This window comes from Streptomyces sp. NPDC051662 (assembly GCF_040681655.1).
GTDB lineage: Bacteria > Actinomycetota > Actinomycetes > Streptomycetales > Streptomycetaceae > Streptomyces.
Genome location: NZ_JBFAZD010000005.1, coordinates 105,288 through 128,375, shown reverse-complemented (window position 1 = coordinate 128,375; position 23,088 = coordinate 105,288). Strand labels below are relative to the sequence as shown.

23 protein-coding genes and 1 tRNA gene are annotated in these 23,088 nt (G+C 70.2%); 10 read left to right on the top strand and 14 right to left on the bottom strand.

Translation table 11 applies throughout. The features are described from left to right. Positions 1 to 39: 39 nt before the first annotated feature. Both AB0M67_RS10555 and AB0M67_RS10550 read right to left on the bottom strand, forming a co-directional pair. Entirely contained in the window at positions 40 to 828 is a 789-nt protein-coding gene (locus tag AB0M67_RS10555) for an SDR family oxidoreductase (protein ID WP_365744704.1), read from the bottom strand. Beyond that, positions 825 to 2,144 carry an enolase C-terminal domain-like protein gene (locus AB0M67_RS10550; RefSeq protein ID WP_365744702.1) on the bottom strand — a complete coding sequence of 440 codons (1,320 nt, stop codon included), beginning with the start codon at positions 2,142 to 2,144 and terminating at the stop codon, positions 825 to 827. The genes AB0M67_RS10555 and AB0M67_RS10550 overlap by 4 nt, the downstream gene beginning before the upstream one ends. Positions 2,145 to 2,394: 250 nt before the next feature. Here AB0M67_RS10550 and AB0M67_RS10545 point away from each other — a divergent pair, with 250 nt between their 5' ends. After that, positions 2,395 to 3,486: a PAC2 family protein gene (locus tag AB0M67_RS10545; RefSeq protein ID WP_365744700.1), complete on the top strand. Its 1,092-nt coding sequence runs from the start codon at positions 2,395 to 2,397 to the stop codon at positions 3,484 to 3,486. Between the two features lie 120 nt (positions 3,487 to 3,606). Here AB0M67_RS10545 and mshC read toward each other — a convergent pair whose 3' ends face one another. The 4 genes from mshC to AB0M67_RS10525 form a co-directional block, all read right to left on the bottom strand. Then, positions 3,607 to 4,836, bottom strand: a complete 1,230-nt coding sequence (mshC, locus tag AB0M67_RS10540; protein WP_365744698.1) for a cysteine--1-D-myo-inosityl 2-amino-2-deoxy-alpha-D-glucopyranoside ligase — start codon at positions 4,834 to 4,836, stop codon at positions 3,607 to 3,609. 160 nt (positions 4,837 to 4,996) lie between these two features. Next, positions 4,997 to 5,824 carry an SCO1664 family protein gene (locus tag AB0M67_RS10535; RefSeq protein ID WP_365744696.1) on the bottom strand — a complete coding sequence of 276 codons (828 nt, stop codon included), beginning with the start codon at positions 5,822 to 5,824 and terminating at the stop codon, positions 4,997 to 4,999. Further along, positions 5,788 to 6,378, bottom strand: a complete 591-nt coding sequence (locus tag AB0M67_RS10530) for a DUF3090 domain-containing protein (protein WP_249951178.1) — start codon at positions 6,376 to 6,378, stop codon at positions 5,788 to 5,790. The genes AB0M67_RS10535 and AB0M67_RS10530 overlap by 37 nt, the downstream gene beginning before the upstream one ends. Before the next feature lie 138 nt (positions 6,379 to 6,516). Then, positions 6,517 to 7,203 (bottom strand): histidine phosphatase family protein, encoded by a 687-nt coding sequence (locus AB0M67_RS10525; protein WP_365744694.1) that lies wholly within the window; start codon positions 7,201 to 7,203, stop codon positions 6,517 to 6,519. Between the two features lie 84 nt (positions 7,204 to 7,287). Between AB0M67_RS10525 and AB0M67_RS10520 the strand changes: the two genes are divergently transcribed. Continuing rightward, positions 7,288 to 8,328: a magnesium and cobalt transport protein CorA gene (locus AB0M67_RS10520; protein WP_365744692.1), complete on the top strand. Its 1,041-nt coding sequence runs from the start codon at positions 7,288 to 7,290 to the stop codon at positions 8,326 to 8,328. 20 nt (positions 8,329 to 8,348) lie between these two features. Here AB0M67_RS10520 and AB0M67_RS10515 read toward each other — a convergent pair whose 3' ends face one another. Further along, a complete protein-coding gene (locus AB0M67_RS10515; protein WP_365744690.1) occupies positions 8,349 to 9,134 on the bottom strand; it encodes a ferritin-like domain-containing protein in 786 nt (261 codons plus the stop codon). A gap of 347 nt (positions 9,135 to 9,481) precedes the next feature. Then, the gene (locus tag AB0M67_RS10510) at positions 9,482 to 10,534 is read right to left on the bottom strand and encodes an LLM class F420-dependent oxidoreductase (protein ID WP_365744688.1); all 1,053 of its coding nucleotides are present in this window, start codon (positions 10,532 to 10,534) and stop codon (positions 9,482 to 9,484) included. A gap of 128 nt (positions 10,535 to 10,662) precedes the next feature. On the opposite strand from AB0M67_RS10510, the gene AB0M67_RS10505 reads away from it, so the two are divergent. Both AB0M67_RS10505 and AB0M67_RS10500 read left to right on the top strand, forming a co-directional pair. Beyond that, positions 10,663 to 11,646 (top strand): aldo/keto reductase, encoded by a 984-nt coding sequence (locus AB0M67_RS10505; protein ID WP_365744686.1) that lies wholly within the window; start codon positions 10,663 to 10,665, stop codon positions 11,644 to 11,646. Then, on the top strand, positions 11,643 to 13,919 hold the full coding sequence (locus AB0M67_RS10500) for an ATP-dependent RecD-like DNA helicase (RefSeq protein ID WP_365744684.1): 2,277 nt from the start codon (positions 11,643 to 11,645) through the stop codon (positions 13,917 to 13,919). Before AB0M67_RS10505 ends, AB0M67_RS10500 begins: the two co-directional genes overlap by 4 nt. A gap of 90 nt (positions 13,920 to 14,009) precedes the next feature. Here the strand turns inward: AB0M67_RS10500 and AB0M67_RS10495 are convergent, their stop codons facing one another. Beyond that, the gene (locus AB0M67_RS10495) at positions 14,010 to 14,660 is read right to left on the bottom strand and encodes a hypothetical protein (RefSeq protein ID WP_030354640.1); all 651 of its coding nucleotides are present in this window, start codon (positions 14,658 to 14,660) and stop codon (positions 14,010 to 14,012) included. Positions 14,661 to 14,707: 47 nt separating this feature from the next. Between AB0M67_RS10495 and AB0M67_RS10490 the strand changes: the two genes are divergently transcribed. Further along, positions 14,708 to 14,896, top strand: a complete 189-nt coding sequence (locus tag AB0M67_RS10490; RefSeq protein WP_365744682.1) for a DUF5703 family protein — start codon at positions 14,708 to 14,710, stop codon at positions 14,894 to 14,896. 110 nt (positions 14,897 to 15,006) lie between these two features. Here AB0M67_RS10490 and AB0M67_RS10485 read toward each other — a convergent pair whose 3' ends face one another. From AB0M67_RS10485 to AB0M67_RS10475, 3 genes are all read right to left on the bottom strand, one after another. After that, positions 15,007 to 15,831, bottom strand: coding sequence for a chaplin family protein (locus AB0M67_RS10485; RefSeq protein WP_365744680.1), 825 nt, complete (start codon positions 15,829 to 15,831; stop codon positions 15,007 to 15,009). Between the two features lie 141 nt (positions 15,832 to 15,972). Next, positions 15,973 to 16,206, bottom strand: a complete 234-nt coding sequence (chpH, locus tag AB0M67_RS10480) for a chaplin ChpH (RefSeq protein ID WP_365744678.1) — start codon at positions 16,204 to 16,206, stop codon at positions 15,973 to 15,975. Positions 16,207 to 16,356: 150 nt separating this feature from the next. After that, a complete protein-coding gene (locus AB0M67_RS10475; RefSeq protein ID WP_365744676.1) occupies positions 16,357 to 17,682 on the bottom strand; it encodes a M20/M25/M40 family metallo-hydrolase in 1,326 nt (441 codons plus the stop codon). A 244-nt stretch (positions 17,683 to 17,926) separates the two neighbouring features. Here AB0M67_RS10475 and AB0M67_RS10470 point away from each other — a divergent pair. Next, positions 17,927 to 18,014 (top strand) — tRNA-Leu (locus AB0M67_RS10470). A gap of 88 nt (positions 18,015 to 18,102) precedes the next feature. Here the strand turns inward: AB0M67_RS10470 and AB0M67_RS10465 are convergent. Together AB0M67_RS10465 and AB0M67_RS10460 are read right to left on the bottom strand one after the other, a co-directional pair. Further along, positions 18,103 to 19,374, bottom strand: a complete 1,272-nt coding sequence (locus AB0M67_RS10465; RefSeq protein WP_365744674.1) for a tyrosine-type recombinase/integrase — start codon at positions 19,372 to 19,374, stop codon at positions 18,103 to 18,105. Positions 19,375 to 19,405: 31 nt separating this feature from the next. Further along, positions 19,406 to 19,942: a hypothetical protein gene (locus AB0M67_RS10460; RefSeq protein ID WP_365744672.1), complete on the bottom strand. Its 537-nt coding sequence runs from the start codon at positions 19,940 to 19,942 to the stop codon at positions 19,406 to 19,408. 138 nt (positions 19,943 to 20,080) lie between these two features. On the opposite strand from AB0M67_RS10460, the gene AB0M67_RS10455 reads away from it, so the two are divergent. The 4 genes from AB0M67_RS10455 to AB0M67_RS10440 all read left to right on the top strand — a co-directional run bounded on the left by AB0M67_RS10455 (position 20,081) and on the right by AB0M67_RS10440 (position 23,079). Beyond that, complete coding sequence (locus AB0M67_RS10455; protein WP_365744670.1) at positions 20,081 to 20,263, top strand: helix-turn-helix domain-containing protein; 183 nt, start codon at positions 20,081 to 20,083, stop codon at positions 20,261 to 20,263. A 103-nt stretch (positions 20,264 to 20,366) separates the two neighbouring features. Beyond that, positions 20,367 to 20,717, top strand: coding sequence for a hypothetical protein (locus AB0M67_RS10450; RefSeq protein ID WP_365744668.1), 351 nt, complete (start codon positions 20,367 to 20,369; stop codon positions 20,715 to 20,717). Positions 20,718 to 21,400: 683 nt separating this feature from the next. Beyond that, a complete protein-coding gene (locus AB0M67_RS10445; RefSeq protein ID WP_365744666.1) occupies positions 21,401 to 22,003 on the top strand; it encodes a hypothetical protein in 603 nt (200 codons plus the stop codon). 239 nt (positions 22,004 to 22,242) lie between these two features. Then, complete coding sequence (locus AB0M67_RS10440) at positions 22,243 to 23,079, top strand: recombinase family protein (RefSeq protein ID WP_365744664.1); 837 nt, start codon at positions 22,243 to 22,245, stop codon at positions 23,077 to 23,079. The last annotated feature ends 9 nt before the right edge of the window (positions 23,080 to 23,088 follow it).

The following is a 23,088-nucleotide window of genomic DNA, read 5'->3' as shown; positions in this document are numbered from 1 at the left end:
TGTACCGTCCTTTGTCCCTGTTGCATGCGTGAGTACGGCTCAGGCGGGGCGCAGGCGCAGGCCCTGCATTCCGCCGTCGACCGGGAGCGCCGTGCCGGTGACGGCGGCGGCGGCCGGGCAGGCGAGATAGGCGACGGCGGCGGCGACCTCGTCCGCGCCGACCAGCCGTCCGGTGGGCTGGCGCGCTTCGAGGGCGGCGCGTTCGGCCGCGGGGTCCTGGGCCTGGTCGAGCAGTCTGCCGACCCAGGGCGTATCGGCGGTACCGGGGTTGACGCAGTTGACGCGGATGCCCTCACGGACATGGTCGGCGGCCATCGCCAGGGTCAGCGAGAGGACCGCGCCCTTGCTGGCGCTGTACAGGGCACGCTGGGGCAGCCCCGCGGTGGCGGCGATGGAGCAGGTATGGGTGATCGAGACGCAGCCGGGCCGCTCGGTGGCCGACCGGCGCAGATGGGGCAGGGCGTGCCGGGCGGTGCGGACCATGCCGAGCACATTGATGTCGAGGACCCGCAGCCACTCCTCGTCGGAGTTGTCCGCGACGGTGCCGATCGCGCCGATCCCCGCGTTGGACACGACCGTGTGCAGCCCGCCGAACTCCTCGGCCGCCGCGTCCACGGCCGCCCGTACCGCCAGGTCGTCGGTGACATCGGCGGTGAGGGCCAGTGTTCCCGCGGGCGCTCCGGTGCTCTCGCGGTCCAGTACGGCGACCTTGGCGCCCCGGGCGAGCAGCAGCCGCGCGACCGCCGCCCCGATCCCGGAGGCGCCGCCGGTCACCAGCGCGCCGAGCCCCGCGAAATCCTGCGTCTGTCCTGACTCCGCGGCGGTCATGCGCCGGCCTCCTCGGTGGTGCGACGGGCCTGCCAGACGGGCCCGTCGGGATAGCTGTGCGCGGCGATGGACTCCGGGAGCATCCGGGCGGAGAAGCCCGGTGCGCTCGGTGCCAGATAGCGCGCGGAGACGACCACCGCCGGGTCGGCGAAGTGCTCGTGGAGATGGTCGACGTACTCGATGACCCGGCCCTCCAGACTGCCGGAGACGGCGATGTAGTCGAACATCGAGAGATGCTGGACGAGTTCGCAGAGCCCGACACCGCCCGCGTGCGGGCAGACGGGCACGCCGAACTTGGCCGCGAGCAGGAGGATCGCCAGATTCTCGTTGACACCGGCGACCCGGGCCGCGTCGATCTGGACATAGTCGACGGCGCCGGCCTGGAGCAGTTGCTTGAAGACGACCCGGTTGGCGACATGCTCGCCGGTGGCCACCTTGACCGGCTGGCCGGCCCGGATCGCGGCGTGGCCGAGGATGTCGTCGGGGCTGGTCGGCTCCTCGATCCAGTGCGGTTCGTACGGCGCGAGGGCCGACATCCAGCGCAGCGCCTCGGACACGTCCCAGCGCTGGTTGGCGTCGACGGCGATCCGGATATCGGGGCCGACGGCGGCGCGGGCCAGCTTCATCCGGCGGATGTCGTCGTCGAGATCGCCGCCGACCTTCAGCTTGATCTGTTCGAAGCCGTCGGCGACCGCCTGCTCGGCGAGCGTCACCAGCTTGGCGTCGTCGTAGCCGAGCCAGCCGGGCGAGGTGGTGTACGCGGGGTAGCCCTCGGCCCGCAGCCTGGCGGTGCGCTCGGCGCGCCCCGGCTCCGCGGCACGCAGGATGTCCAGCGCCTCGTCCGGGGTGAGGGCGTCCGTCAGATAGCGGAAGTCGACGAGCGAGACGATCTCTTCCGGCGTCATCGCGGCGAGGAACTCCCAGACGGGTCTGCCCGCGCTCTTGGCCGCCAGATCCCAGGCGGCGTTGATGACGGCGCCCGCCGCCATGTGCATCACGCCCTTCTCCGGGCCGAGCCAGCGCAGTTGCGAGTCATGGGTCAGTTCGGTGGAGAGCGCGGCGAGATCGGCCGCGGTACGGGGGGCCGGGCGCCCGACGACATAGGGGCGCAGCGCTCCGATGGCCGCAGCGGTGACGTCATTTCCGCGCCCGATGGTGAAGCAGAGGCCATGGCCCTCCGCACCGTCGTCGGTACGCAGGACCACATAGGCGGCCGAGTAATCGGGATCCGGGTTCATGGCGTCGGAGCCGTCGAGCTGTTCCGAGGTCGGGAAGCGGATGTCATGAACCTCGAATCCCGTGACGGTCTGACTCATACACGCCCCTTGAGAAGAACATCGGATCTCTTTTGGTCATCCGATGTATAGCGTCGCGGGCGCCCGATCGTCCAGGGCCGGGACGAAAATTACGATCACAGCTCGGATGAATCGTCGGTGCGGGACCGTGACTCCTCGGGCTATGCCCCGGTACGGAGAAGTTCACCCGGCCGGGCACGGGCTGCGGGCGGGCAGGTGTGAAGCCGTAAGGTTGTGCGTAACAAGAGGGAACTTCGGAAGGAGGCACTGGGTGATCGAGCTCGACGGGGTTCCCGAGCTGATCGACCCGGTCATGGTGGCCGCGTTCGAGGGCTGGAACGACGCGGGCGACGCGGCCTCCACCGCGGTGGCGCATCTGGACCGGGAGTGGAAGGGCGAGGTGTTCGCGGCGCTGGACGCCGAGGACTACTACGACTTCCAGGTCAACCGGCCCACGGTCTATCTGGAGGGCGGCCTGCGGAAGATCACCTGGCCGACCACCCGGCTCTCCGTGGTGCGGGTCGGCGGTGAGAAGCCCCGCGATCTGGTGCTGGTCCGGGGGATCGAGCCGTCCATGCGCTGGCGCTCGTTCTGCAACGAGCTCTTGGGCTTCGCCCATGAGCTGGGCGTGGAGATGGTGGTCATCCTGGGCGCGCTGCTCGGCGACACCCCGCACACCCGGCCGGTGCCGGTCAGCGGGGTCACCTCCGACACGGATCTGGCCAGGACGATGGACCTGGAGGAGACCCGGTACGAGGGGCCGACCGGCATCGTGGGGATTCTCCAGGAGGCCTGTACGCACGCGGGTGTGCCCGCGGTGAGTCTGTGGGCCGCCGTACCGCACTATGTGTCGCAGCCGCCCAACCCGAAGGCCACACTGGCGCTCCTCAACCGGCTGGAAGATCTCATCGGTCTCCGGATCCCACAGGGTGAACTGGCCGAGGACGCACGGGCGTGGCAGCTGGGGGTGGACCAACTGGCCGCCGAGGACAGCGAGGTGGCGGAGTACGTCCAGTCGCTGGAGGAGGCGCGGGACACCGCGGAGCTTCCCGAGGCGTCGGGTGAGGCCATCGCCCGGGAGTTCGAGCGGTATCTGCGGCGGCGTGACGGCGATCCCGGCCAGGGACCCCCGAGCCATGCCTCGGAGAGTGGTGAGGGTCCGTCCTATCTGCGCGACACGCCAGGTGGCCGGCGCCGCCCGCAGAAACCGCCGCGCGGTGGCCCCGACACGGGCAAGGGCCCCGAGCAGGGTCCGGGTCCCGAGCGGGGCTCAGGAGCCGCGCCGGACACGGGTTCTGACGGGGAGCCGGGTCCCGACCGGGACACGGGTCCCGATGACGAGGACGGCTCCTCCGAGGACTGAACGCGTCTCGGGAGCGGAAAGACCGGGGCGTACGGTACGTACGAACCAAGAGCGGGGCGGTGCCTTCCTGGCACCGCCCCGCTCCCGTACCCGCCACGTGCGGGATTCCTCGTGGCGTGACTACAGCGCGACGCCGAGCAGCGCGTCGACGGCGCGCGACACCACTCCGGGCGCTCCCTCGTCCGTACCGCCCGTGGTGTCCTGGAGCGCCGCCCAGCGGTCGACGGCCACGAGCGCCGCGGGGGCGTCCAGATCGTCCGCGAGAGCCGTACGGATCTCGTCGACCAGCGCCTCGGCCGAGGGCCCGTCGGGCCGCGACACCGCGGCCCGCCAGCGCGCCAGCCGCCCGACGGCGTCCTGGAGCACCTGGTCGGTCCACTCCCAGTCGGAGCGGTAGTGGTGCGCGAGAAGCGCGAGCCTGATCGCCGCCGGGTCCACGCCCTCACGGCGCAGCGTCGAGACGAAGACCAGATTGCCCTTGGACTTGGACATCTTCTCGCCGTCCAGGGCGACCATCCCGGCGTGCACATACGCCTGGGCGAACGGGTGCTCGCCGGTCAGTGCCTGCGCGTGCGAGGCGCCCATCTCGTGGTGCGGGAAGGCCAGATCGCTGCCGCCGCCCTGGACGTCGAAGCCCATGCCCAGATGGTCCAGGGCGATGGCCACACACTCGATGTGCCAGCCGGGCCGGCCGCGGCCCAGGCTGCCGCCGTCCCAGCTCGGCTCGCCCGGACGCGCGGCCATCCAGAGGATCGGGTCGAGGGGGTTCTTCTTGCCGGGCCGGTCGGGGTCGCCGCCGCGCTCGGCGGAGAGCAGCCGCATCGTTTCGGCATCGAGGCGCGAGACCTCGCCGAAGTGCCGGTCGGCCTCGACCGAGAAGTAGACGTCGCCGTCGAGTTCGTACGCGGCCCCCGCGTCACGCAGCCGCTCCACCAGCGGCACGATGCCCGGTATCGCCTCCACGGCGCCGATGTAGTGCCGCGGCGGCAGCATCCGAAGGGCGGTCATGTCCTCCCGGAAGAGCGCCGTCTCGCGCTCCGCCAGCCCGACCCAGTCCTCGCCGTCGCGCCGCGCCCGCTCCAGCAGCGGATCGTCGACATCGGTCACGTTCTGGACGTAGTGAACCTGCCGCTTGGTGTCGAGCCACACGCGCTGAACGAGGTCGAACGCGTTGTAGGTCGCCGCGTGCCCCATGTGGGTCGCGTCGTACGGCGTGATGCCGCAGACATAGATCCGGGCGACGGGACCGGGCTCAAGGGTGACTCGGCCATTGGTCGAGGTGTCGTGAATCCTGAGGTCGCGGCCCTTGCCAGGCAGGGCGGGGACCTCGGAAGCGGGCCAGGCATACATGTCATGAGCGTAACCGGATGGCGGTTCCGCATACGAACCGGATGGGCGGTCCTGGCCGGTTGGGCCCTCTTGCGCGATCCGCCGCCGGCTGATCGGGGCGGCCGGAGGTACCGGCGCCCGAGCTCGCACGCCCCGTGCCCGTGCCGCTCTCGCGCCGTGGTCAGACCGGTGGCCAGGGGATCGCGGGCCACTGGCCGGAGGGCTCCGGATGGCGGCCCGTGTGGCGCAGTTCACCCACGCGGGACCGAATGGCGTCGGTCTCGGCCGGCGTGAGGAGTTCGGCCAGCCGGGTGGCGAGGGGCGCGCCCTCCGCCAAGGTCTCCGCCAGCCTGCCGAGCACCTCCAGCGTCTGGGCGGGCAGGAGCTCGCCCGCCCATCCCCAGAGCAGGGTGCGCAGCTTGTCCTCGACGTTGAAGGTGACGCCGTGGTCGATGGCGTACAGCCGCCCCTCGGGCGCGGGCAGCAGATGGCCGCCCTTGCGGTCACCGTTGTTGATCACCGCGTCGAGCACGGCGAGGCGTCGCAGCCGCTCGTCGTCCGCGTGCACCAGCAGGGCGGTCTCCCCCTCGCCGACTTCGGCGAGGCCGACCGCCTTCCAGCCCTCGCCTGGCTCCTCGTCCGCCACGAGGGCCAGCAGTGGTGCCGCGGCGCCGTCCGTGTCCGCCTCGATCCACAGCTGGCACATGCCCTCGCCGTAGGGGCCGTCCCGCAGCACGGTCGGGGGCACCAGCCCCCAGCCGGTCGCCTCGGAGACCTCGTACGCCGCCACCTCGCGCTGGGCCAGCGTGCCGTCGGGGAAGTCCCACAAGGGCCGCTCGCCCGCGACGGGTTTGTAGACGCAGTGGGCCTCCTCGCCCTCGTACGAGACGGAGCAGTAGAGCACCGCGTTGGACGCCTCGCGGATACGCCCGAGCACCGTCAGCTCGCCCTTGGCGAGAAGATCGACCGGCGTCACGCTCCCCGGCGGTATCCGTTCTGGCGCGGGCATACGTGTCCTTCCGGGTCGAGCGGCAGGCTGCACAGCGGGCACGGCGGGCGGCCGGCGTTGACCACGTCCAGAGCACGTTTGGCGAAGGCCCTGGCCTGGGCGCCGGTCAGCCGGACGCGGAGCATCGGCGGACCGTTCTCCTCGTCCTGGAGCAGTCGTTCCTCGGCCTCGGCGAGATCCTCGTCGCTGTCGGCGTCCAGCTCGACGAGCGCCTGGGCCTCGACGATCATGCGCTGTTCGTCGCCGTCCCAGGCCAGCGCCATCGTGCCGACCCGGAACTCCTCCTCCACCGGGGCGTCGAGCGGCGCGGAGTCGGAGACGTCGGAGGGCGCCATGGCGGGTACAGGGGCATTGCCGCCGGTACGGCGTACGACCTCGTCGAGCAGCTCATCGATCCGCTCGGCGAGCGCGGCCACCTGGGTCTTCTCCAGGGCGACGCTGGTGACGCGCCCTGCGGCGGAAGCCTGCAGGAAGAACGTACGGCGTCCAGGCAGCCCGACCGTACCGGCCACGAAGCGGTCCGGTGGGTCGTAGAGGAACACCTGACGGGACACGTCCTGATCTCCCTTGGAAATCGTCGGTAACGGCACATCGGTCATGGCGATGGGTCGGCAAGCGCGATGGGCGGGCCACGGGTCCCGGGAAGCCCCGGGATCGCGCGGACGGCGCGTCCACCCTACTGCGCGGAGCGATCACGGTGCTCCCGCTCCGCCCCCCACGACCCCGCTGCCGCCGCCGGTGTTCTCCCGCGGCGCCAGCCCGGCGAGATCGCCGGTGTCGCCGAGCCGCACCACAAAGGGGCGCAGCCGGGTGTAGCGGACCGCCGTGACCGAGCAGGGGTCCACATGGATCCGCTGGAAGAGATCCAGATGCATGCCCAGGGCGTCCGCCACGAGCGCCTTGATGATGTCGCCGTGCGAGCACATCAGGAAGGCGGCGTCCTCGCCGTGCTCCTCGTCGACGCGCGCGTTCCACTCCCGTACGGCGTCCACCGCGCGTGTCTGCATCGCGCGCATCGACTCGCCCCCGGGGAAGACCGCGGCGGAGGGATGCTGCTGCACGACCGTCATCAGCGGCTCGTCGGCCAGCTCGGCGAGCTTGCGGCCCGACCAGTCGCCGTAGTGGCACTCCCCGATCCGGTCGTCGGTCTGGACCGCCAGCTCCGGCCGGGCCGCCAGCAGCGGCTGAAGGGTCTCCAGACAGCGCTGCAACGGACTGCTGACGACGGCAGCGATCGGCACCCCCGCCAGGCGCCCGGGCAGCGCCGCGGCCTGGGCGGCGCCGCGCTCGTCGAGGGCGACGCCCGGCGTCCAGCCCGCGAGCAGCCCCGCGGTGTTGGCGGTGGACCGTCCATGACGTACGAGGATCAACGTGGCCATGCCCGCCAGCGTAGGCGGTCGGTACGGCGGCGTCATGGGCCGGTGCGGGCCCGGAGGATGCGGGCGGGGCGCCGAGAGGGGAGAATGCCCGCCGTGATCGTGGACTGTGCCATCTACCGCGACGGACGCCGTACCGACGGCCCCGCCGACTTCTCCGACGCCCTCGCCGAGGCGCGCGCCACGGGCGACGCGTTCCTCTGGCTCGGGCTGCACGAGGCCACGGCGCACGAGTTCGACCTTGTGAGCAGCGAGTTCGGGCTGCATCCGCTGGCCGTGGAGGACGCGCTCACCGCGCATCAGCGGCCCAAGCTGGAGATCTACGACGACTCGCTGTTCGTGGTCCTCAAACCGGTGCGGTACGACGACGAACGCGACGTCGTCACCTCCGGTGAGCTGATGGTCTTCGTCGGCGACTCCTTCGTGGTGACGGTCCGGCACGGCGAGGGCGCTCCGCTGACGGCCGTACGGCAACGGCTCGAAGCGGAGCCTGAGGTCCTCAAGCACGGCCCCACGGCGGTCCTTTACGCGGTCAGCGACGCGGTCGTGGACGACTACATCGAGGTGGCCGGGGAGCTCCAGCTCGATCTGGAGGAGCTGGAGGAGCAGGTCTTCTCGCCGAACGGGGGCGACGGCGGCTCCGGGTCGGCCAAGCCGGGGCCGGGGTCCGGTCCTGGCCCGGTGATGTCGACCGCGGAACGGATCTACAACTTCAAGCGTCAGGTGATGGAGTTCCGCCGGGCCACCGGCCCGCTGGCATCGCCGATGGCCCGGCTGGCGGGTCCTGGGGTGCCGTTCGTCGACACGGGCTCGCAGTTGTTCTTCCGGGACGTCAACGACCATCTGCTGCACGCCAATGAGCAGGTGGAGGGGCTTGACCGGCTGCTCTCCGACATCCTGGCCGCGCATCTCGCGCAGATGGGGGTGCGGCAGAACGACGACATGCGGAAGATCTCGGCGTGGGCGGCCATGGCCGCCGTCCCCACGCTGGTCGCGGGGATCTACGGCATGAACTTCAAGCACATGCCCGAGCTGCGGTATGTGTGGGCGTACCCGGCCGTGCTCGTGTTCATGGTGGTCGTGGTCTTCGGGCTGCACCGGGCGTTCAAGCGTCGCGGCTGGCTCTGAGGGACGGGAATCCCAGGGGCTCAGAAGGCCGGCGCGGCGGTCGGTGACCCGCCGAGCGCGTCGCGCCGCTCCGGCATCACGAGCGTGACCATCCGCCGCCAGCCGATGAGCCGTTCGTACGCGTAGATGGCGTGGATCCCCGCCGCGAGCGCCGCCGACTTGGGCGCCGGCCAGCCCAGGATCCGGCCCATCCGGCCCATCACGGCCAGACTCACCTGACGGTAGACCCTGATCTCGGACAGGGCGCAGTGCCGCATGATGCGCTGGATCGTACGGCCATGGCCCGCGCGGGCCAGCCGCAGCAGTTCCTCGTGGCAGTAGGCGAGATGGTTGTCCTCGTCATTGCTGATCATCTTGACGGCCTTGCCGACCTCGGGGTTGTCGCCGAAGTATCTGACCAGCATCACCATCTGGTCGGCGGCCCGCTGCTCGGTGATCCGGCTGTGTGCGAGATAGACGAGGATGTCCTCCTCGGTCAGCGGCTCGTCACGGCGCAGCTTCGTGTGGGTGAGCCCGATGCCCTGCCGCTCCAGCAGCGTGGTGTAGTCCGTATCCGCCGGCACGGCGACCGGCTGGAGTCCGCGCCTGCGCAGCAGGGCGTTGAAGATCCGGCCGTGCTTGTCCTCGTCGGCGCCGTGCCGGGCGATCTTCGGAGCGAGATCCCGCATGGACTCAGGCACCAGAGCGGCGATCCGGCCGTTCTCCCACCCTCCCTGCGCCTCGCCGCTGGCCGCGATGGAGCAGAAGAGCCGGAAGGAGCGATCGTCGTCCAGGATCTCCTGGAACAGGCTTCGGGCCGAGAGCATCACTGCCACCTCCATACAGACATCCGCAGAAACCGAGTCAAATGGGGTGTGGGGGAACAGGCAACAGCTACGCCGGCCGGCTGAGCCGAAAGAAGGAGCGCGAACGAAGCCCCGGCGCGTAACCGAGCGGGGCCGGGAGGCGTTGTCGTACATGACGGCCGTGGCGGGGAAGACTCCCCGAGCCCCCACCACGGCCGCGGACTTCCGGCCGGGCGCCTTCGTACGTCTCCCTGCGCCACCGCGGACTTCGCGTACGGGCCCGCCGGTCCGGTAGCCCGTTCGGGCTATGCCGACTACGGGTCGCTACGGGTCGATACAACAGCCGGGACGGACAAGGGCCTCGGCGGCTACGACACCAGCCCGGCGCGCTCCAGGGCCTCCGTACCGACGCGGAGCGCGGCGATCCGCTCGTCGAGCGTGAAGCCGGACGGCGCGAGGGTCAGCGTGGTGACACCGGCGGCGGCGTACGCCCCCATCCGGTCGGCGATCCGCTCCACGGAGCCGAGCAGCGCGGTCGAGTCGATCAGCTCGTGCGGTACGGCCGCCGCCGCGCCGTTCTTGTCGCCCGCGAGGTACTTGTCCTGGATCTCGGTGGCCTCCTTCTCGTACCCCATGCGCCGGGCGAGCTGGTTGTAGAAGTTCTGCTTGCGGCTGCCCATCCCGCCCACATAGAGCGCGGTGTACGGACGGAAGACATCGGCCAGCGCGTTGACGTCCTCACCGACCGCGATCGGCACGGTGGGGCAGACATCGAAACCGTCCATGGTCAGCCCGGCCTTCTCACGGCCCGCCCGCAGATGCCGGATCGCCGTGTCCTCCAGATGCTCGGCGGAGGGGAAGATCAGCAGCGCGCCGTCGGCGATCTCGCCGGTCTGCTCCAGGTTCTTGGGACCGATCGCGGCGATGTAGAGCGGGATGCGCTCGCGCTCCGGGTGGACGGTGAGCTTCAGCGGCTTGCCTGGGCCACCGGGCAGCGGCAGCGTCCAGTGCTCGCCCTCGTACGACAGCCGCTCACGGGTCATGGCCCTGCGGACGATCTCCACGTACTCCCGGGTACGCGCGAGGGGCTTGTCGAACCTCACTCCGTACCAGCCCTCGGAGACCTGCGGTCCCGAGACGCCGAGGCCGAGCCGGAACCGGCCACCGGAGAGGGAGTCGAGGGTGGCGGCGGTCATGGCCGTCATCGTGGGCTGGCGCGCCGGGATCTGGAGGATCGCGGAGCCGACGTCGATGCTCTCGGTCTGCGCGGCGACCCAGCTCAGTACGGTCGGCGCGTCGGAGCCGTACGCCTCGGCCGCCCAGCAGACGTCGTAGCCGAGCCGGTCGGCCTCCTGCGCGACGGCGAGGTTGTCGCCGTCCATCCCCGCGCCCCAGTATCCGAGGTTGATGCCGAGCCGCATAACCACTCCCTTACCGATGAGTAACGTCCCTGTGTCCGGGACTCTAGCGCGCGATACGGCGATCCGTCAGGGGCGGGTTGTCCACAGGCTCTCTCCGCGTGGGGCCATGGCCAGTAATCTCAGCAGCCATGGAGCAGAGGCATCTCGGCCGAACCGGCCTGCGCGTGTCCAGGATCGGGCTCGGCACCCTGACCTGGGGACGGGACACCGACGAGCACGACGCCGCCGACCAGTTGAAGGCCTTCTGGGAAGCGGGTGGCACGCTGATCGACACGGCGGACGTGTACGGCGGCGGTGAGGCCGAATATCTGCTCGGTCAACTCGTCGAACGGCTCGTTCCACGCCGCGATCTGATCATCGCGACCAAGGCCGGGAGTGTGCCCGACCCCTACCGGCGCTTCGACGGCTCGCGCGGGCATCTGCTCGCCGCGCTGGACGCCTCCCTGGAGCGGCTGGGCACGGACTATGTGGATCTGTGGCAGATCCACGCCTTCGACACCGGCACACCGCTGGAGGAGACGCTCCACGCGCTCGATATCGCGGTCACCAGCGGGCGGGCCAGGTACGCGGGGGTGTCGAACTTCTGCGGCTGGCAGCTGGCCAAGGCCGCCACCTGGCAGCTCGCCTCGCCCGGTATACGGACCCGGCTGGCCAGCAGTCAGATGGAGTACTCCCTGCTGCAGCGCGGGGTGGAGCGGGAGGTGCTGCCTGCCGCGATCGATCTGGGGGTCGGGCTGCTGCCCTCGTCACCGCTCGGGCGCGGGGTGCTCACCGGCAAGTACCGGCACACCACACCGCCCGATTCCCGGGGCGCCTCCGAGCTGCTTGCCCCGTTCGTCGAGCCGTATCTGGACGAGGCAGCGAGCCGGATCGTGGACGCGGTCGCGACGGCGGCGGAAGGGCTCGCCACGACCCCCTTGGAAGTGGCGCTGGCGTGGGTACGGGACCGCCCCGGAGTGGTGGCGCCGATCATCGGCGCGCGCAACGCGCAGCAGCTCACGGCCGCCCTGTCAGTGGAGAGCCTTAGTCTTCCTGACGAGATCTGCCAGGCGCTCGACGATGTGTCGGCGCCCGTGCACCGCTATCCCGACCAGGACTGGAGCACGCTGTGAGTACGGACCGCGACACCGCCGCGGGGGCGGCCGAGACCGCCACCGAGCACACCGCGGAGGACGCGGACAGTCCCAGCACGGACGGTCCCGGCGCGGACAGTCCCGGCGCGGACGCGCCGGACGGAGAGGACGAGACGGCCGGGGGCGGGACGGCGGCGGCCGAGACCGCAGCGGCCGAGGTGTCCGAGGCCGCCGCCGAGCTGGCCGCGCAGCGGGAGCTGCGGGAGCGGATCGAGCAGCGCAAGGCGGAGAAGGCCGGCCCCATCGCCGCCGGCACGAAACTGAGCGGGCGGGCCGCCGATCTGCTCGCCGCCGTACGGGCCGTGGAGAGCGGCGCGCCCGTGGACCGGTCGCTGCTGGCCCCGCGCGCGTCCGCCGCCCCGGAGCGCGCCCAGCCGTCTCCACGCGCCGCTGAGCCCGCGTCGGCCGCTCCCTCGGGCCTCTCGTCGGGCCTCTCGTCCGCGCCCGCGCCGGCTTCGCGCGCCGTCCCGGCAGAGGCGGTGTCCGCCGTACGGGCCGTGCTCGCGCTGGGCGGTGCGCCCGAGGCGCTCGCGGGGCAGGTCGCCGCCGCGCTCGGGGAGCAGGCGGCGGAGGTGCTGCGCGAGGACCCGTGGCAGCTGCTCGCCGTCGCCGGGGTGAGGCCCGAGCAGGCCGACGGGTTCGCGCGCGCCCTGCTGGGGGCGGCGTGCGGCCCCGGTGACGAACGGCGGGCCGCGGCGCTCGTCGGCTGGCTGCTGGAGCGGGCCGCGCTCCAGGGGCACACCGCGCTTGAGGCCACGTCGGTACGGGACGCGCTGGCCGAGCACGCGGTGCCCGACCCTCACGAGGCGGTGCGGCACGCGATCGCCGAGGGCGCGGTGCTGGTGTTCCAGGAGGGCGCGGAGGGCAGCTTCGGAGGCGGTTTCGAGGACGGCTTCGAGGACGGTTCCGGCGTCGGCGCGGAGGACGGCGGGGCCGTGGCGGAAGAGGAGCCGGCCGACGGTACGGACACGGCCGAGGCCGGTCCGCCGGCCCCGGTGCTGCTGGGACTCGACCGGTACGCGCTCGCCGAGGAGAGCCTTGCCGACGGGCTCGCGCGGCTGGTCAAGAACGGGCCGGAGGACTCCTGGGACGAGGCCGCGGCGGGGGCCCCGCGCGCGGCGGCCGAGCTGATCCGCGCGGTCGCCGGCCATGGGCTCGTCCTGCACACCGGTGGTGAGGCCGCGCGCGCCGAGCCGGTCGCCCTGGCCGGGGCGGCCCGCGCGCTCGGGGTGCGCGCGGTCGTCGCGACACACAGCGAGAACGGCCGTGACCGACTGGACGCGACGGCGGGAGCCGTCACCGTGGCGGGGCTGCTGGCGGGCACGGAAGGCGTCGGACGGGACGCGGACGGCATGTTCGCGCTCGATCTCCTGGTCGTGCTGGACGCGCCACAACTCGATGTCGAGACGGCCGCGATGATCGTCGAGTCACTGCCCGACGGCAGCCGTCTGGTCCTCAGCGGTGACCCCGGAGTCCTGTGGTCGGCGGGCGCGGGCCGGGTGTTCGCCGATCTGCTGGCCGCCGCGGTGTGCCCGCGGCTCGCCTCCCGTACCCCCGACCCGGGGCCGATCGGCGAGCTGGTCTCGGGCATCGGCGTCGGTGAGCTGCACCAGGTCGAGGCCCCCGGCAAGGAGGTCGTGATCGTTCCGGTGCGGGACGCGGGCGAGGCGGTGCACCGCACGGTGCAGTTGGTGGCCGAGTCGGTGCCGCGCGCCTTCGGGGTGGCCGCCGGACAGACGCAGGTGATCACCGTGGGCCATGGCGGCTCGGCCGGCACCCGCGCCCTGAATACGGCGCTCAAGGAGCGGCTCAACCCCGGCCCCGGCCGGTTCGGCGGCTTCGACCCGGGGGACAGGATCGCCTACGTGCCCTCGCCCGGCCGGACGCTCCAGGGGGCGGTGGTCTCCGCGGACGCCGAGGGGCTGCGTCTCGACTGCGAGGGCGCGGAGGTCGTCGTGCCCAGGGACCGGGTGGAGTCGGCCGTACGCCACGGCTGGGCGCTCACCGCGCACCAGGCGGCGGGGATGCGCTGGCCCGCGGCGGTCGTGGTGCTCCCCGGCGATGCCGCGCGGGGGCTGAGCCGCCCATGGGTCTATACGGCCTTCAGCCGGGGCGACCGCCATCTGTCCGTGGTGCACGGCGTCGACCAGGCGCTTCCGCGCGCCGTGACGGACGTCCCGTCCCAGGAGCGGACCACCAGACTGCGCCCGCTGATCGAGAGCCTGCTGGCCCCGGCGGCGCAGCCGGGCTGAGCCGCGCCCGGATCGACCAGACCGTGTCCGGTACGTCCGTACCGCCCGCGCCGCGCCCACCGGGGCCCGGCCGGCGCGGGCGGGAGGACGTCAGGCGTCCTGTTCCTCCAGGTCGTCGATGTCCGCGTCGAGATCGTCCTCGTCGAAGACCGCGCTGACATCGAAGCGGCAGACCACCTGCTGGGGATCGGCCTGGTCGAAGGGGGCCGAAAGCCACTCCCCCGGCTCGGGGAGGTCGTCCGCGGCGGACACCCAGAGGGTGGAGTCGCCCTCCTCAAGGCCGAACTCCTTGTGCCGGGAGGCGATCTCGTCGGGTTCGTACTCACCGAAGAGCACACCGAGGGCGGCGTGCACACTGCCGCCCGCCACTCCTCCGTTGTCGGTGTCCCCTTCCACATCAGCGATGCGCTGTGCCTGTGCGAGCAGCCGCTGCGGCTCCACGACCGCGTAGTCACGCCGGATCAGCACGCTGAGGGCGTTGGGCTCCTCGGGACCGTTGTAGGGCGGCAGTGAGTCGTCCGGGTCCGGGATCTCGAAGGGGGTGACTTCGTCGTACCGGTTGTAGAGCCGCTCGTCATAGACCTCGGCCGCGACGGCGAGGGCGTTGAACGCGTCGGAAACAGCCGGGTCGTCCTCACCCGTGCGGTGTTCGACCGCCGCGAGATGGCGGTCCAGAGCTACCTTGACCGCCTCGGCGGCAGCGCGTACCTCGGCAGCGGTGGGCTGCGCAGCATCAGACATAGTGCAGACGCTATCCGTACCGGGGCTCTGCCCGCACAATAGATGCGATGCCGGAATACGAATTTGTCGACGTGTACGTGCCGCGCGGGGTCTCCCGCAGGGAAGCGGCGCGTCTGCTCACCGACCATGCCGAGTACGGGCACTGGGAATTGGACCGTCTGAGCCTGCACCGGGACGGCAGCCGCAGGGTACGGCTGCGCCGACGCATCATCCGTCAGGTGCGCGCCACCTGGTGAGGGTGAGTACGACGGAGCGGGCCCCGTTGTTACGAGGCCCGCCCCTGTCCTACCCTGTTCCGTCTTCGGTGGCTTTTCCGCCTACTTCGCCACGGTGTGCGGTCGTGTGACTACGCGACGGAACGGGACCGCGAGCGGCGGTAGAGGACGGTGCCCGCGAGCAGCAGGCCCGCGCCCACCGGAATCGCGATCCCGAGCGCGTCGGCACCGGTCTGCGCGAGGACATCGGTGCCCTCGGGCTGTGCGACGGTGTGCGTCTCGGGGGTGTTCGGGGCGCTGGGGACGCCCGGCGCCGGCGGGACGAGCGCACGCTCGGACGGCGGCGTGGCCGGCTTGGGCGGGACGACCTGCTCCCCGGGGTTCTCGGGCCGCTCGGGATTGACCGGCGGGTGGCCGGGCGCGTCGTTGGCGCAGCCGTTGCCCAGGACGGGGTTGAGCACGCCGATGACATCGACGGAGTTCCCGCAGACGTTCACCGGGATGTCGATCGGCACCTCGACCGAGTTGCCGGAGCCGACACCCGGAGAGTCGACCGCGCCGCCTCCGGCGTGGGAACCGCCGGACGGCACGGTGTGGGTGGCGCCGGGGTGCGAGCCGCCGTTGTGCGACCCGCCGGGGTGGGCGCCGGCGTCGGACCCGCCGCCCTGGCCCCCGTCATGCGTACGACCCTGTGCGCCGCCGGACGGTTTGCCGGACCCATTGGCGCAGTTGTTGCCGAAGGCGGGGTTGAGCACCCCGACGACATCGACGGTGTTTCCGCACACGTTGACCGGGACATGCACCGGAACCTGCACGTTGTTGCCGGACAGCACCCCCGGCGAGTTCGCGGCGGTGCCGCTCGCTCCCGAGTCCGCGTGCGCGTAGCCGCCGCCGAGCGCGAGTACGCCGCCCGCCGCCGCCACGGTGATCAGGCCTTTGCGCGTGACCTGCCTCATAGCTTCGATCCCTGCCTCTTGCCTTTCGGAGCTGCCCTGGGCATCGGTGCCGGGGCAGGATGCCCAGCGGCCCCGGAGTGCATGGCACGCACTCCGGGGCCACTCGGGCTCAGACCCTCACGAGGTGTGAGAGAAACGACGTCAGCTGTTGATGCACACGTTGCCGAAGGCGGGGTTCAGCAGCCCGATCACGGAGATCGTGTTGCCGCACACGTTCACCGGAACGTGGACCGGAACCTGGACCACGTTGCCCGAGAGGACACCGGGAGAACCGACAGCGGCACCCTGGGCGCCCGCGTCGGCGACGGCCATGCCCGCACCCGCGAGCACCAGACCACCAGTAACAGCCGCAGCAGCGACGACCTTCTTGATCATTAGTTCCTCCTTGTTGGCAAATGCGGTCCCAGCCGCGGACCGCACACCTGTAACGAGGAGGAAGTAATGAGGCTACGAGCGTATGGTCGCATTCACTCTTCTCAGTCGCGGACGCACACGCTGTCGATTACCGGAACCTCAACTCCCTTGTCAGCTGTGGTCGATGAAGCGATCCAGTACCCGCACACCGAACTGAAGGCCGTCAACGGGTACCCGCTCGTCCACACCGTGGAACATCCCGGCGAAGTCCAGCTCCGGCGGCAGCTTGAGGGGTGCGAACCCGAAGCCGCGGATACCGAGGTCGTCGAAGGACTTGGCGTCGGTGCCGCCCGACAGCATGTACGGAACGGCCCGCGCGATCGGGTCCTCCGCCGACAGCGCCGTCTGCATGGCGTCCACCAGCTTGCCGTCGAAGCTGGTCTCCAGAGCCTTGTCGCCGTGTACGTCCTCCCGCTTGACGCGCGGGCCGAGGATCCGGTCGAGGTCGGCCAGGAACTCCTCCTCGTACCCGGGCAGGAAGCGGCCGTCGACATGCGCGGTCGCCTGGCCGGGGATCACATTCACCTTGTACCCGGCGCCGAGCATGGTGGGCGCGGCGGAGTTGCGCAGGGTGGCGCCGATCATCTTCGCGATACCGCCGAGCTTGGCGAGCGTGGCGTCCATGTCCTCCGGGTCGAGCGGAGTGCCCAGGGCGTCGGACAGCTCGTCCAGGAAGGACCGTACGGTCTTGGTCACCCTCACCGGCCACTGATGGCGGCCGAGCCGCCCCACTGCCTCGCACAGTTCGGTGATGGCGTTGTCGTGGTTGGTCATGGAGCCGTGCCCGGCGGTGCCCTCCACGGTCAGCCGCATCCAGTGCATGCCCTTCTGCGCCGTCTCGACGAGATAGAGCCGCAGATTCTCGTTGACGGTGAAGGAGAAGCCGCCGACCTCGCTGATCGCCTCGGTGACGCCCTCGAAGAGCCCGGGGTGCTTGTCGACGAGATACCGCGCCCCATAGGTGCCGCCCGCCTCCTCGTCGGCGAGGAAGGCCAGCACGATGTCGCGCGGCGGCTTGCGGCCGGCGCGCATCCTGTCCCGTACGACGGCGAGGGTCATCGCGTCCATGTCCTTCATGTCGACCGCGCCCCGGCCCCAGACACAGCCGTCCGCGATCTCACCCGAGAACGGGTGGTGCCGCCAGTCGTCGGCGTTGGCCGGGACGACATCCGTGTGGCCGTGGATGAGCAGGGCGGGCCTGGAGGGGTCCTCGCCCTCGATCCGGGCGACGGTGGAGGCTCGGCCCTTGTGGGACTCGAAGATCTGGGGTTCGAGGCCCACCTCGGCGAGCTTCTCCGCGACATACTCGGCGGCGGCCCGCTCTCCCGGTCCCGAGTGGTCCCCGTAGTTGCTGGTGTCGATCCGGATCAGATCACGGCAGAGGTCGACGACCTCGTCCTCGCCCGAGACGGTCCTGCCCGCGTTCGGCTCGCTCACGCTGCTCACTCCCACGGTCGTTGCTGGTGGTCCTCGCTTGATGGTCCTCATACTCCCGCGATCCGCCCCCACCCCCCAAGGCAGGCCCCGGCCTGTCATACGCCCGTCACAGGGCCCGCCGCCGGTACCGCGACCCGGCCTACGGGCGGGGCCGTCGCCCGGAACGGGCCGTGATCGGGCACCGTCGAATGTTTGCTATGGTTTTCCACGTCGGAACGGCCCATGGCCGCCCGGCAGACACCTGGTCCGGGTGGCGGAATGGCAGACGCGCTAGCTTGAGGTGCTAGTGCCCTTTATCGGGCGTGGGGGTTCAAGTCCCCCCTCGGACACCAGCTGAGGCCCCACTTCACGTGGGGTTTTCTGCTTTTCCAGGCTGTGGCGTGACCAACCACGTGACCAACGGCCCGGAATCTTCCCAGGTCAGACCAGGGATGACAGGCCAAGCCTGTTGGCTCCGGAGGCGGCGAGCTTCCGGGCTCCGTTCTTCCTGCTGTGCCCGTAGCGGGCCATGGTGTAGCCCGGCGAGTGGTGCCGGACGTTGGCGGAGACCTCTACGGGGTTCTCCCCGGCCTCCAGATCGTTCGTGACCTTGCTATGCCTCCAGTCGTGGATACGGAAGTCGTCCGGCAGGTGCAGCCGGTTGCGGAGGGTGCGCCACCGGGCTGAGACCTTCTCGGGGTCCTGGGGGCCTCCTGCTTCGCCCCGGTAGAGCTTGAAGCCGTCGCGGGCGAACACCAGGTCGTGATCCGCCCACGCGGAGCCGAGCCGTTCGCGCTCCGCGTCCTGGCGCTCCTTCTGCCACTTGAGGACGTTCATCACGGACTGGTCCACGTAGATCACGGCGTTGGCGTCGCCATCCTTGGTGAGCTTGCGCAGGCGGTAGGTGTTGCCCTCCTCGACCACGACCCAACCGAGTTCGATGGACCCCGCATCCCAGTTGATGAGGGACCACTTCATGCCGAGCGCCTCACTGCGGCGCACGCCGGTAGCGGCGTACACGGTCCACAGCGGGGCGTCCCGCAGACAGTGGTGGGTCAGGCCCCCGTCACAGGCCCGGTTGCCACACGGCTCCCACACCGTCCCCAGGAACCGGGCCGTCTGACCGTCGTCCAGCGTCGGATACCTCGACTCCTGCGCCCGGATCTGCCGGGCGGTGGGAGGGTGAGCCGTCGCGGCGGGGTTGACGGGTATCAGCTTGGGCACCGCCGCCCCCAACGCGCCGGACAGGATGTTGTGCACGTGGCGCACCGACTTGGCCCCGAGCGGCTCGCCCTTGTTGGTCGGGCACGGGGTCGTTTCCAGCAGCCGGTACAGGTCGTCAAGGGTGTCGTCGGTGACCTCGCACAGCTTCACGCCGCCGATGTGCGGCTTGATGTGCAGGCGGACTTTCGTCTCGTAACCGGCCATGGTCGTTCCCTCCTTCCTGTGGTTGCTCAGCCACTTGTCCAGCCAGTCACCGAGTTTCATGTCCGAGCGGGCGGCGACTTTGCCTGCCTCGTAGTCGGTGATCCAGACCCGGAGTGCTCTCTCCGCCGCCGTCTTGTTCTTGTACTCCCGGCCTATCCAGTAGCGCTCCCGCTTCCCTGTCGCCTTGTTGAAGTGCAGGGGCGTACGTACACCCCAGGTGTTCGCTCTGCCTGTACGCGGGATCTCCACCGGAGTCCCGCCGAGCCCGTTGCCGCGCTTCGCCACTCGGCTGCTTCCCCCCTCTCGGTCGCGGTTGCTATCGGGCGTCCTCGGCGGTCACGCCGCCGGGCTGAACCCTCTTGAGAACGGCGTGAGCCTTGTCCGTGAGCTGGCCCCCGGCCCTGCCCTCGACCTTGGTCAGAAACCCGCGCTGGCGTGCGGCTCGGAGATGCCCTTTGAGAGTGGCCTGTTTGGTTCCGGTGACCTGTTCAAGGTCCTGGATCGGGGCGCGTTGCCCGACCTCCACCACCCGGACGTAGACGGCGGAGAGGAACGCCAGGTACTCGTCCGAGAGCCCCCTTGGCATCTGGCGCAGGGTGTCGGACAGGTCATCCAGTGCGGGTTCTTCGCTCGCCTGTCGCGCCAGCTCTCCGGGGGTTGCCGTGACGATCTGACGCAGGACGGTGGAGGAGATCCCGCGAGCGATCTCCTGGGGGTCGGCATCGCCGGCCGGTTCGACGCGGATCTCCTGTGGCCCTCCGGCAGCGAATCCGATGGGGCGATACATGGTGACGACCCAGGGGCCGATGCGCTGTGTCGTCGTGATGCCTTCGCGTGGCACGTCATCTGTCATGGTCAGCAACATACGGAGGCCGCCACCCATCAGGCAAGTCCAGATGTGACCCATCCGGCTTTGACTGGGCCAGACCGATAGCGCAGGATGGTCGAGCCGGAGGGAACCTCTCCCTCCGCCGACAGAGGAGAGCATCCGTTGGGCAACGCCCGCCTGATGAGCGTCGCCGAGCTGGCCGAGTACCTGGGCGTCACGCCCGCGTGGGTCTACAACAACCACCGGCCGCTCAACATCCCCGCCCGCAAGATCGGCGGACATCTGCGCTTCCGCCTTACGGACGTGGACCGCTGGATCGACCGGGAGTGCCCGGCCGTCGCGTAGTCGAACCGTGCCCACCGCCTCACGAAGGGAGGCACATGTCCCGCCATCCGGCGGGGATCACTGGCGCACCTCGCGTGCGCCGCACAGGAAGGAGCCACGCTCGGTGGCTATCAGCTTCGGTCCCGGCCGCCCGTGGGGCGGCGTCTCCCAGCACGAGTACCGGCGCATGGCGCAAGACCCCAGGTACGACGGATACCTCCGCGTGCACTTCGCCGCTCTGGGGTGGGCGGACAGGGACGGGCACGCGAGCTTCCGGCCGGGCGAACTGGCCGCCCTGCTGAGCGAAGGCAGCGAACCGCTGACCAAGCAGGGAGCGAACGCCAGAGTGAGCCACGCCAAACGACTCGGCCTCATTTCGCCCCGATCGGGAGTGCCGTGCCTCGTCCTGCCGGGGCACCTCTTCCAGAAGGGGAGCGGTGCATCCGTGCCCTGTCGCATCCACATAGGCCGGTAGGTAATCCCCACGCACGTATCCAGTAACTCCCTCACAGCTACCCATATGGCCGGTGAGCTGGAAAAACGTTCGCCGCCTCTCTATCTATTTGGCCTCACACCTGGGTCCCGGAGGGACCAATAACCCACGCCACGTACGTCTTCACGTGCAGCGCGGAAGGGAAGTCGGGGCGCGGAAGCGCCCCACCTGCGCAAGTCGCAGCGGCGGAAGAGTCACCGGGGAGGGGGCGGCTCCGCCGCCACAGAGCGAAGACACTTCGACCGGTGCGGCCCCGCAGGGGCCGACATCAGGAAGACCGCGAAGCTACTCAGGCGGGGCGCTGCCGCGCCCCACGGAACGAAGCCATAAGGGCGAAGCGCTTCCTGCCGGGGGCCGCTACGCGGCCACAGAGCGAAGACACTTACGTCAAGCCTCGAAAGCCTCCAGTCTCGCGCAGGCTTCCCCCGCCGGCCGGAGCCTCACGGTTGCTCTGGCCTGCGCGTTTCCGTTTGCGCTCCCCTTCGCCGTCGCCTTGGCGACCCTTGGAACCGTGGCATATTCCGAGCTGCCAAGACGTGGCGGTCGCCGTTGAAGGGCGTAAGGGGTCATCCCCCACCCCGGAGGGGCGGCCGACTCAGGGGGCTGGGTAGCAAGTGTCCAAAATTCGGTACACGGTGGCTCGCCTTGCCAACACACTGGAAGGCATGGATGGACTGTATGTGGTCAGGCATGAGCCGACCTGGCGCGAGGAGTCGGAGCCTGAGCCGGACGACGAGTACGACAGCGGGACGGACCACAAGACCGTGTACGCCCTCTTCGGGCTGGCCATCTACAAGGCCAACTGCCTTGAACACTCGTTGGTCAACGCTCTGGCGCTCACCAAGATGATCACGGCGAGGGAGCAGGGAGAACAGCTCATCCGCGACCCTTGGACTCAAGGCTTCAAGGACATGATGGGCAAACTGATCAAGCGAGTTGAGCCGTACACCAGCGCCTATCCAGAGGTTGTCGACGACCTCACGAGGAGCCTTAAGCGGCGTAACGACCTGGTCCACAACTTCTGGCGCGAGCGCATTCAAGAAATGATCAGCGAGGCTGGACGGACCAGGCTGTGCGCGGACCTGAAGTCGGACTGTCGGCTGCTCACGCAGACAGACGAACGCTTCAGTGAGAGGGTTTTGGACCCCATCATGGAGAGCATGGGCATCACGGCTGAGGCCGTTGAAGCCCAGTACGCGAAGGAACGCCGAGAGGCGATGGCGCGTTACGAGACCGAGGAGTTCACGACCGGGGGAGACTCGGCCTGACACACGTGTCGGCAAGCGACGACACACGGCCTCCCTTCGGCCGCCGTCGCCGTAGAGAGCCAGCCACGATCGGCACAGTGAGTGATGACCGAAGTGCGTCTCAATAACCATCGTTAGTGAGACGATTCGGCAACCGTCGGGCCGTGTCCATTTAGCCCCTGTCTGACCGTCTCGAAACTCGTCTCAAAAGATCCCGCTCCGACCTGGCTTTCGAGACGCGTTTATGAGACGGTCTGGTCATGCCGAAGAAGATCACCCCGGCCGAACAGGTCGAGCGTCACGACTGCCCCAAGTGCCAGGCCCCTGCCGGAAGCCCTTGCCGTACTGGTGCGGGCAAGGTGGCAGCCAGCTACCACACGGGGCGCTTCGCCCTCGTGCCCGCCTTGAAGGCGGAACTCACTGTGAAGACCCCGGCCGACCGCAACCCCGGCAAGCCGTGGACACAGGGCGATCCCCTGGCACAGGCACCCGAAGGGAAGCCAGGCGCAGGGATCCGGCTCGGCTATGCCCGGTGCTCCACGGTCGGGCAGGAACTCCAGTCCCAGTTGGACGCTCTTGCCGGGGCGCAGTGCACTCGCGTGTTCTCCGAGAAGATCAGTACCCGCGTGAAGGAGCGGCCGGAGCTGGAGAAGGCTCTCACCCTGGCGCGGGAGATCAGGCAGGCCGCACCCGGACAAGCCGTCATCCTGACCGTGGTCGAGATGAAGCGGCTTGCCCGCAACGCGGCAGAGCTGATGTCCCTGTCCGCCACCCTCCAAGCGGACGGCATCCAACTGGAACTCCTCTCCGGCCCCCTCACGGGCGTGTACGACCCGAACGGGGCGGGAGCCATCGTCTTCGCCGTACTCGCTGTCAGCGCGGAAGTCGAGCGAGAGGGCATCCGGGAGAAGACGTTGGAAGGTCTTGATGCTGCGGCCCGCAAGGGCAACCACGGGGGACGCCCCACCGTTGTGGACGACGACAGGCTAGCCGTAGCCCGTGCCAGGCACGCCAAGGGAGAAAGCGTCACCGCCATCGCCAAGGCTCTGGGAATCTCCCGAGCCACCTTGTACCGGCACATCGGTGAGAGCGCCTGAGACAGGCGC

Coding starts and splice junctions, on each gene's coding strand:
- AB0M67_RS10555 (WP_365744704.1), bottom strand. CDS start 828: ATGACCGCCGCGGAGTCAGGACAGACGCAGGATTTCGCGGGGCTCGGC.
- AB0M67_RS10550 (WP_365744702.1), bottom strand. CDS start 2,144: ATGAGTCAGACCGTCACGGGATTCGAGGTTCATGACATCCGCTTCCCG.
- mshC (WP_365744698.1), bottom strand. CDS start 4,836: ATGTATGCCTGGCCCGCTTCCGAGGTCCCCGCCCTGCCTGGCAAGGGC.
- AB0M67_RS10535 (WP_365744696.1), bottom strand. CDS start 5,824: ATGCCCGCGCCAGAACGGATACCGCCGGGGAGCGTGACGCCGGTCGAT.
- AB0M67_RS10525 (WP_365744694.1), bottom strand. CDS start 7,203: ATGGCCACGTTGATCCTCGTACGTCATGGACGGTCCACCGCCAACACC.
- AB0M67_RS10520 (WP_365744692.1), top strand. CDS start 7,288: ATGCCCGCCGTGATCGTGGACTGTGCCATCTACCGCGACGGACGCCGT.
- AB0M67_RS10515 (WP_365744690.1), bottom strand. CDS start 9,134: ATGCTCTCGGCCCGAAGCCTGTTCCAGGAGATCCTGGACGACGATCGC.
- AB0M67_RS10510 (WP_365744688.1), bottom strand. CDS start 10,534: ATGCGGCTCGGCATCAACCTCGGATACTGGGGCGCGGGGATGGACGGC.
- AB0M67_RS10505 (WP_365744686.1), top strand. CDS start 10,663: ATGGAGCAGAGGCATCTCGGCCGAACCGGCCTGCGCGTGTCCAGGATC.
- AB0M67_RS10495 (WP_030354640.1), bottom strand. CDS start 14,660: ATGTCTGATGCTGCGCAGCCCACCGCTGCCGAGGTACGCGCTGCCGCC.
- AB0M67_RS10490 (WP_365744682.1), top strand. CDS start 14,708: ATGCCGGAATACGAATTTGTCGACGTGTACGTGCCGCGCGGGGTCTCC.
- AB0M67_RS10485 (WP_365744680.1), bottom strand. CDS start 15,831: ATGAGGCAGGTCACGCGCAAAGGCCTGATCACCGTGGCGGCGGCGGGC.
- chpH (WP_365744678.1), bottom strand. CDS start 16,206: ATGATCAAGAAGGTCGTCGCTGCTGCGGCTGTTACTGGTGGTCTGGTG.
- AB0M67_RS10460 (WP_365744672.1), bottom strand. CDS start 19,942: ATGACAGATGACGTGCCACGCGAAGGCATCACGACGACACAGCGCATC.
- AB0M67_RS10445 (WP_365744666.1), top strand. CDS start 21,401: ATGGATGGACTGTATGTGGTCAGGCATGAGCCGACCTGGCGCGAGGAG.
- AB0M67_RS10440 (WP_365744664.1), top strand. CDS start 22,243: ATGCCGAAGAAGATCACCCCGGCCGAACAGGTCGAGCGTCACGACTGC.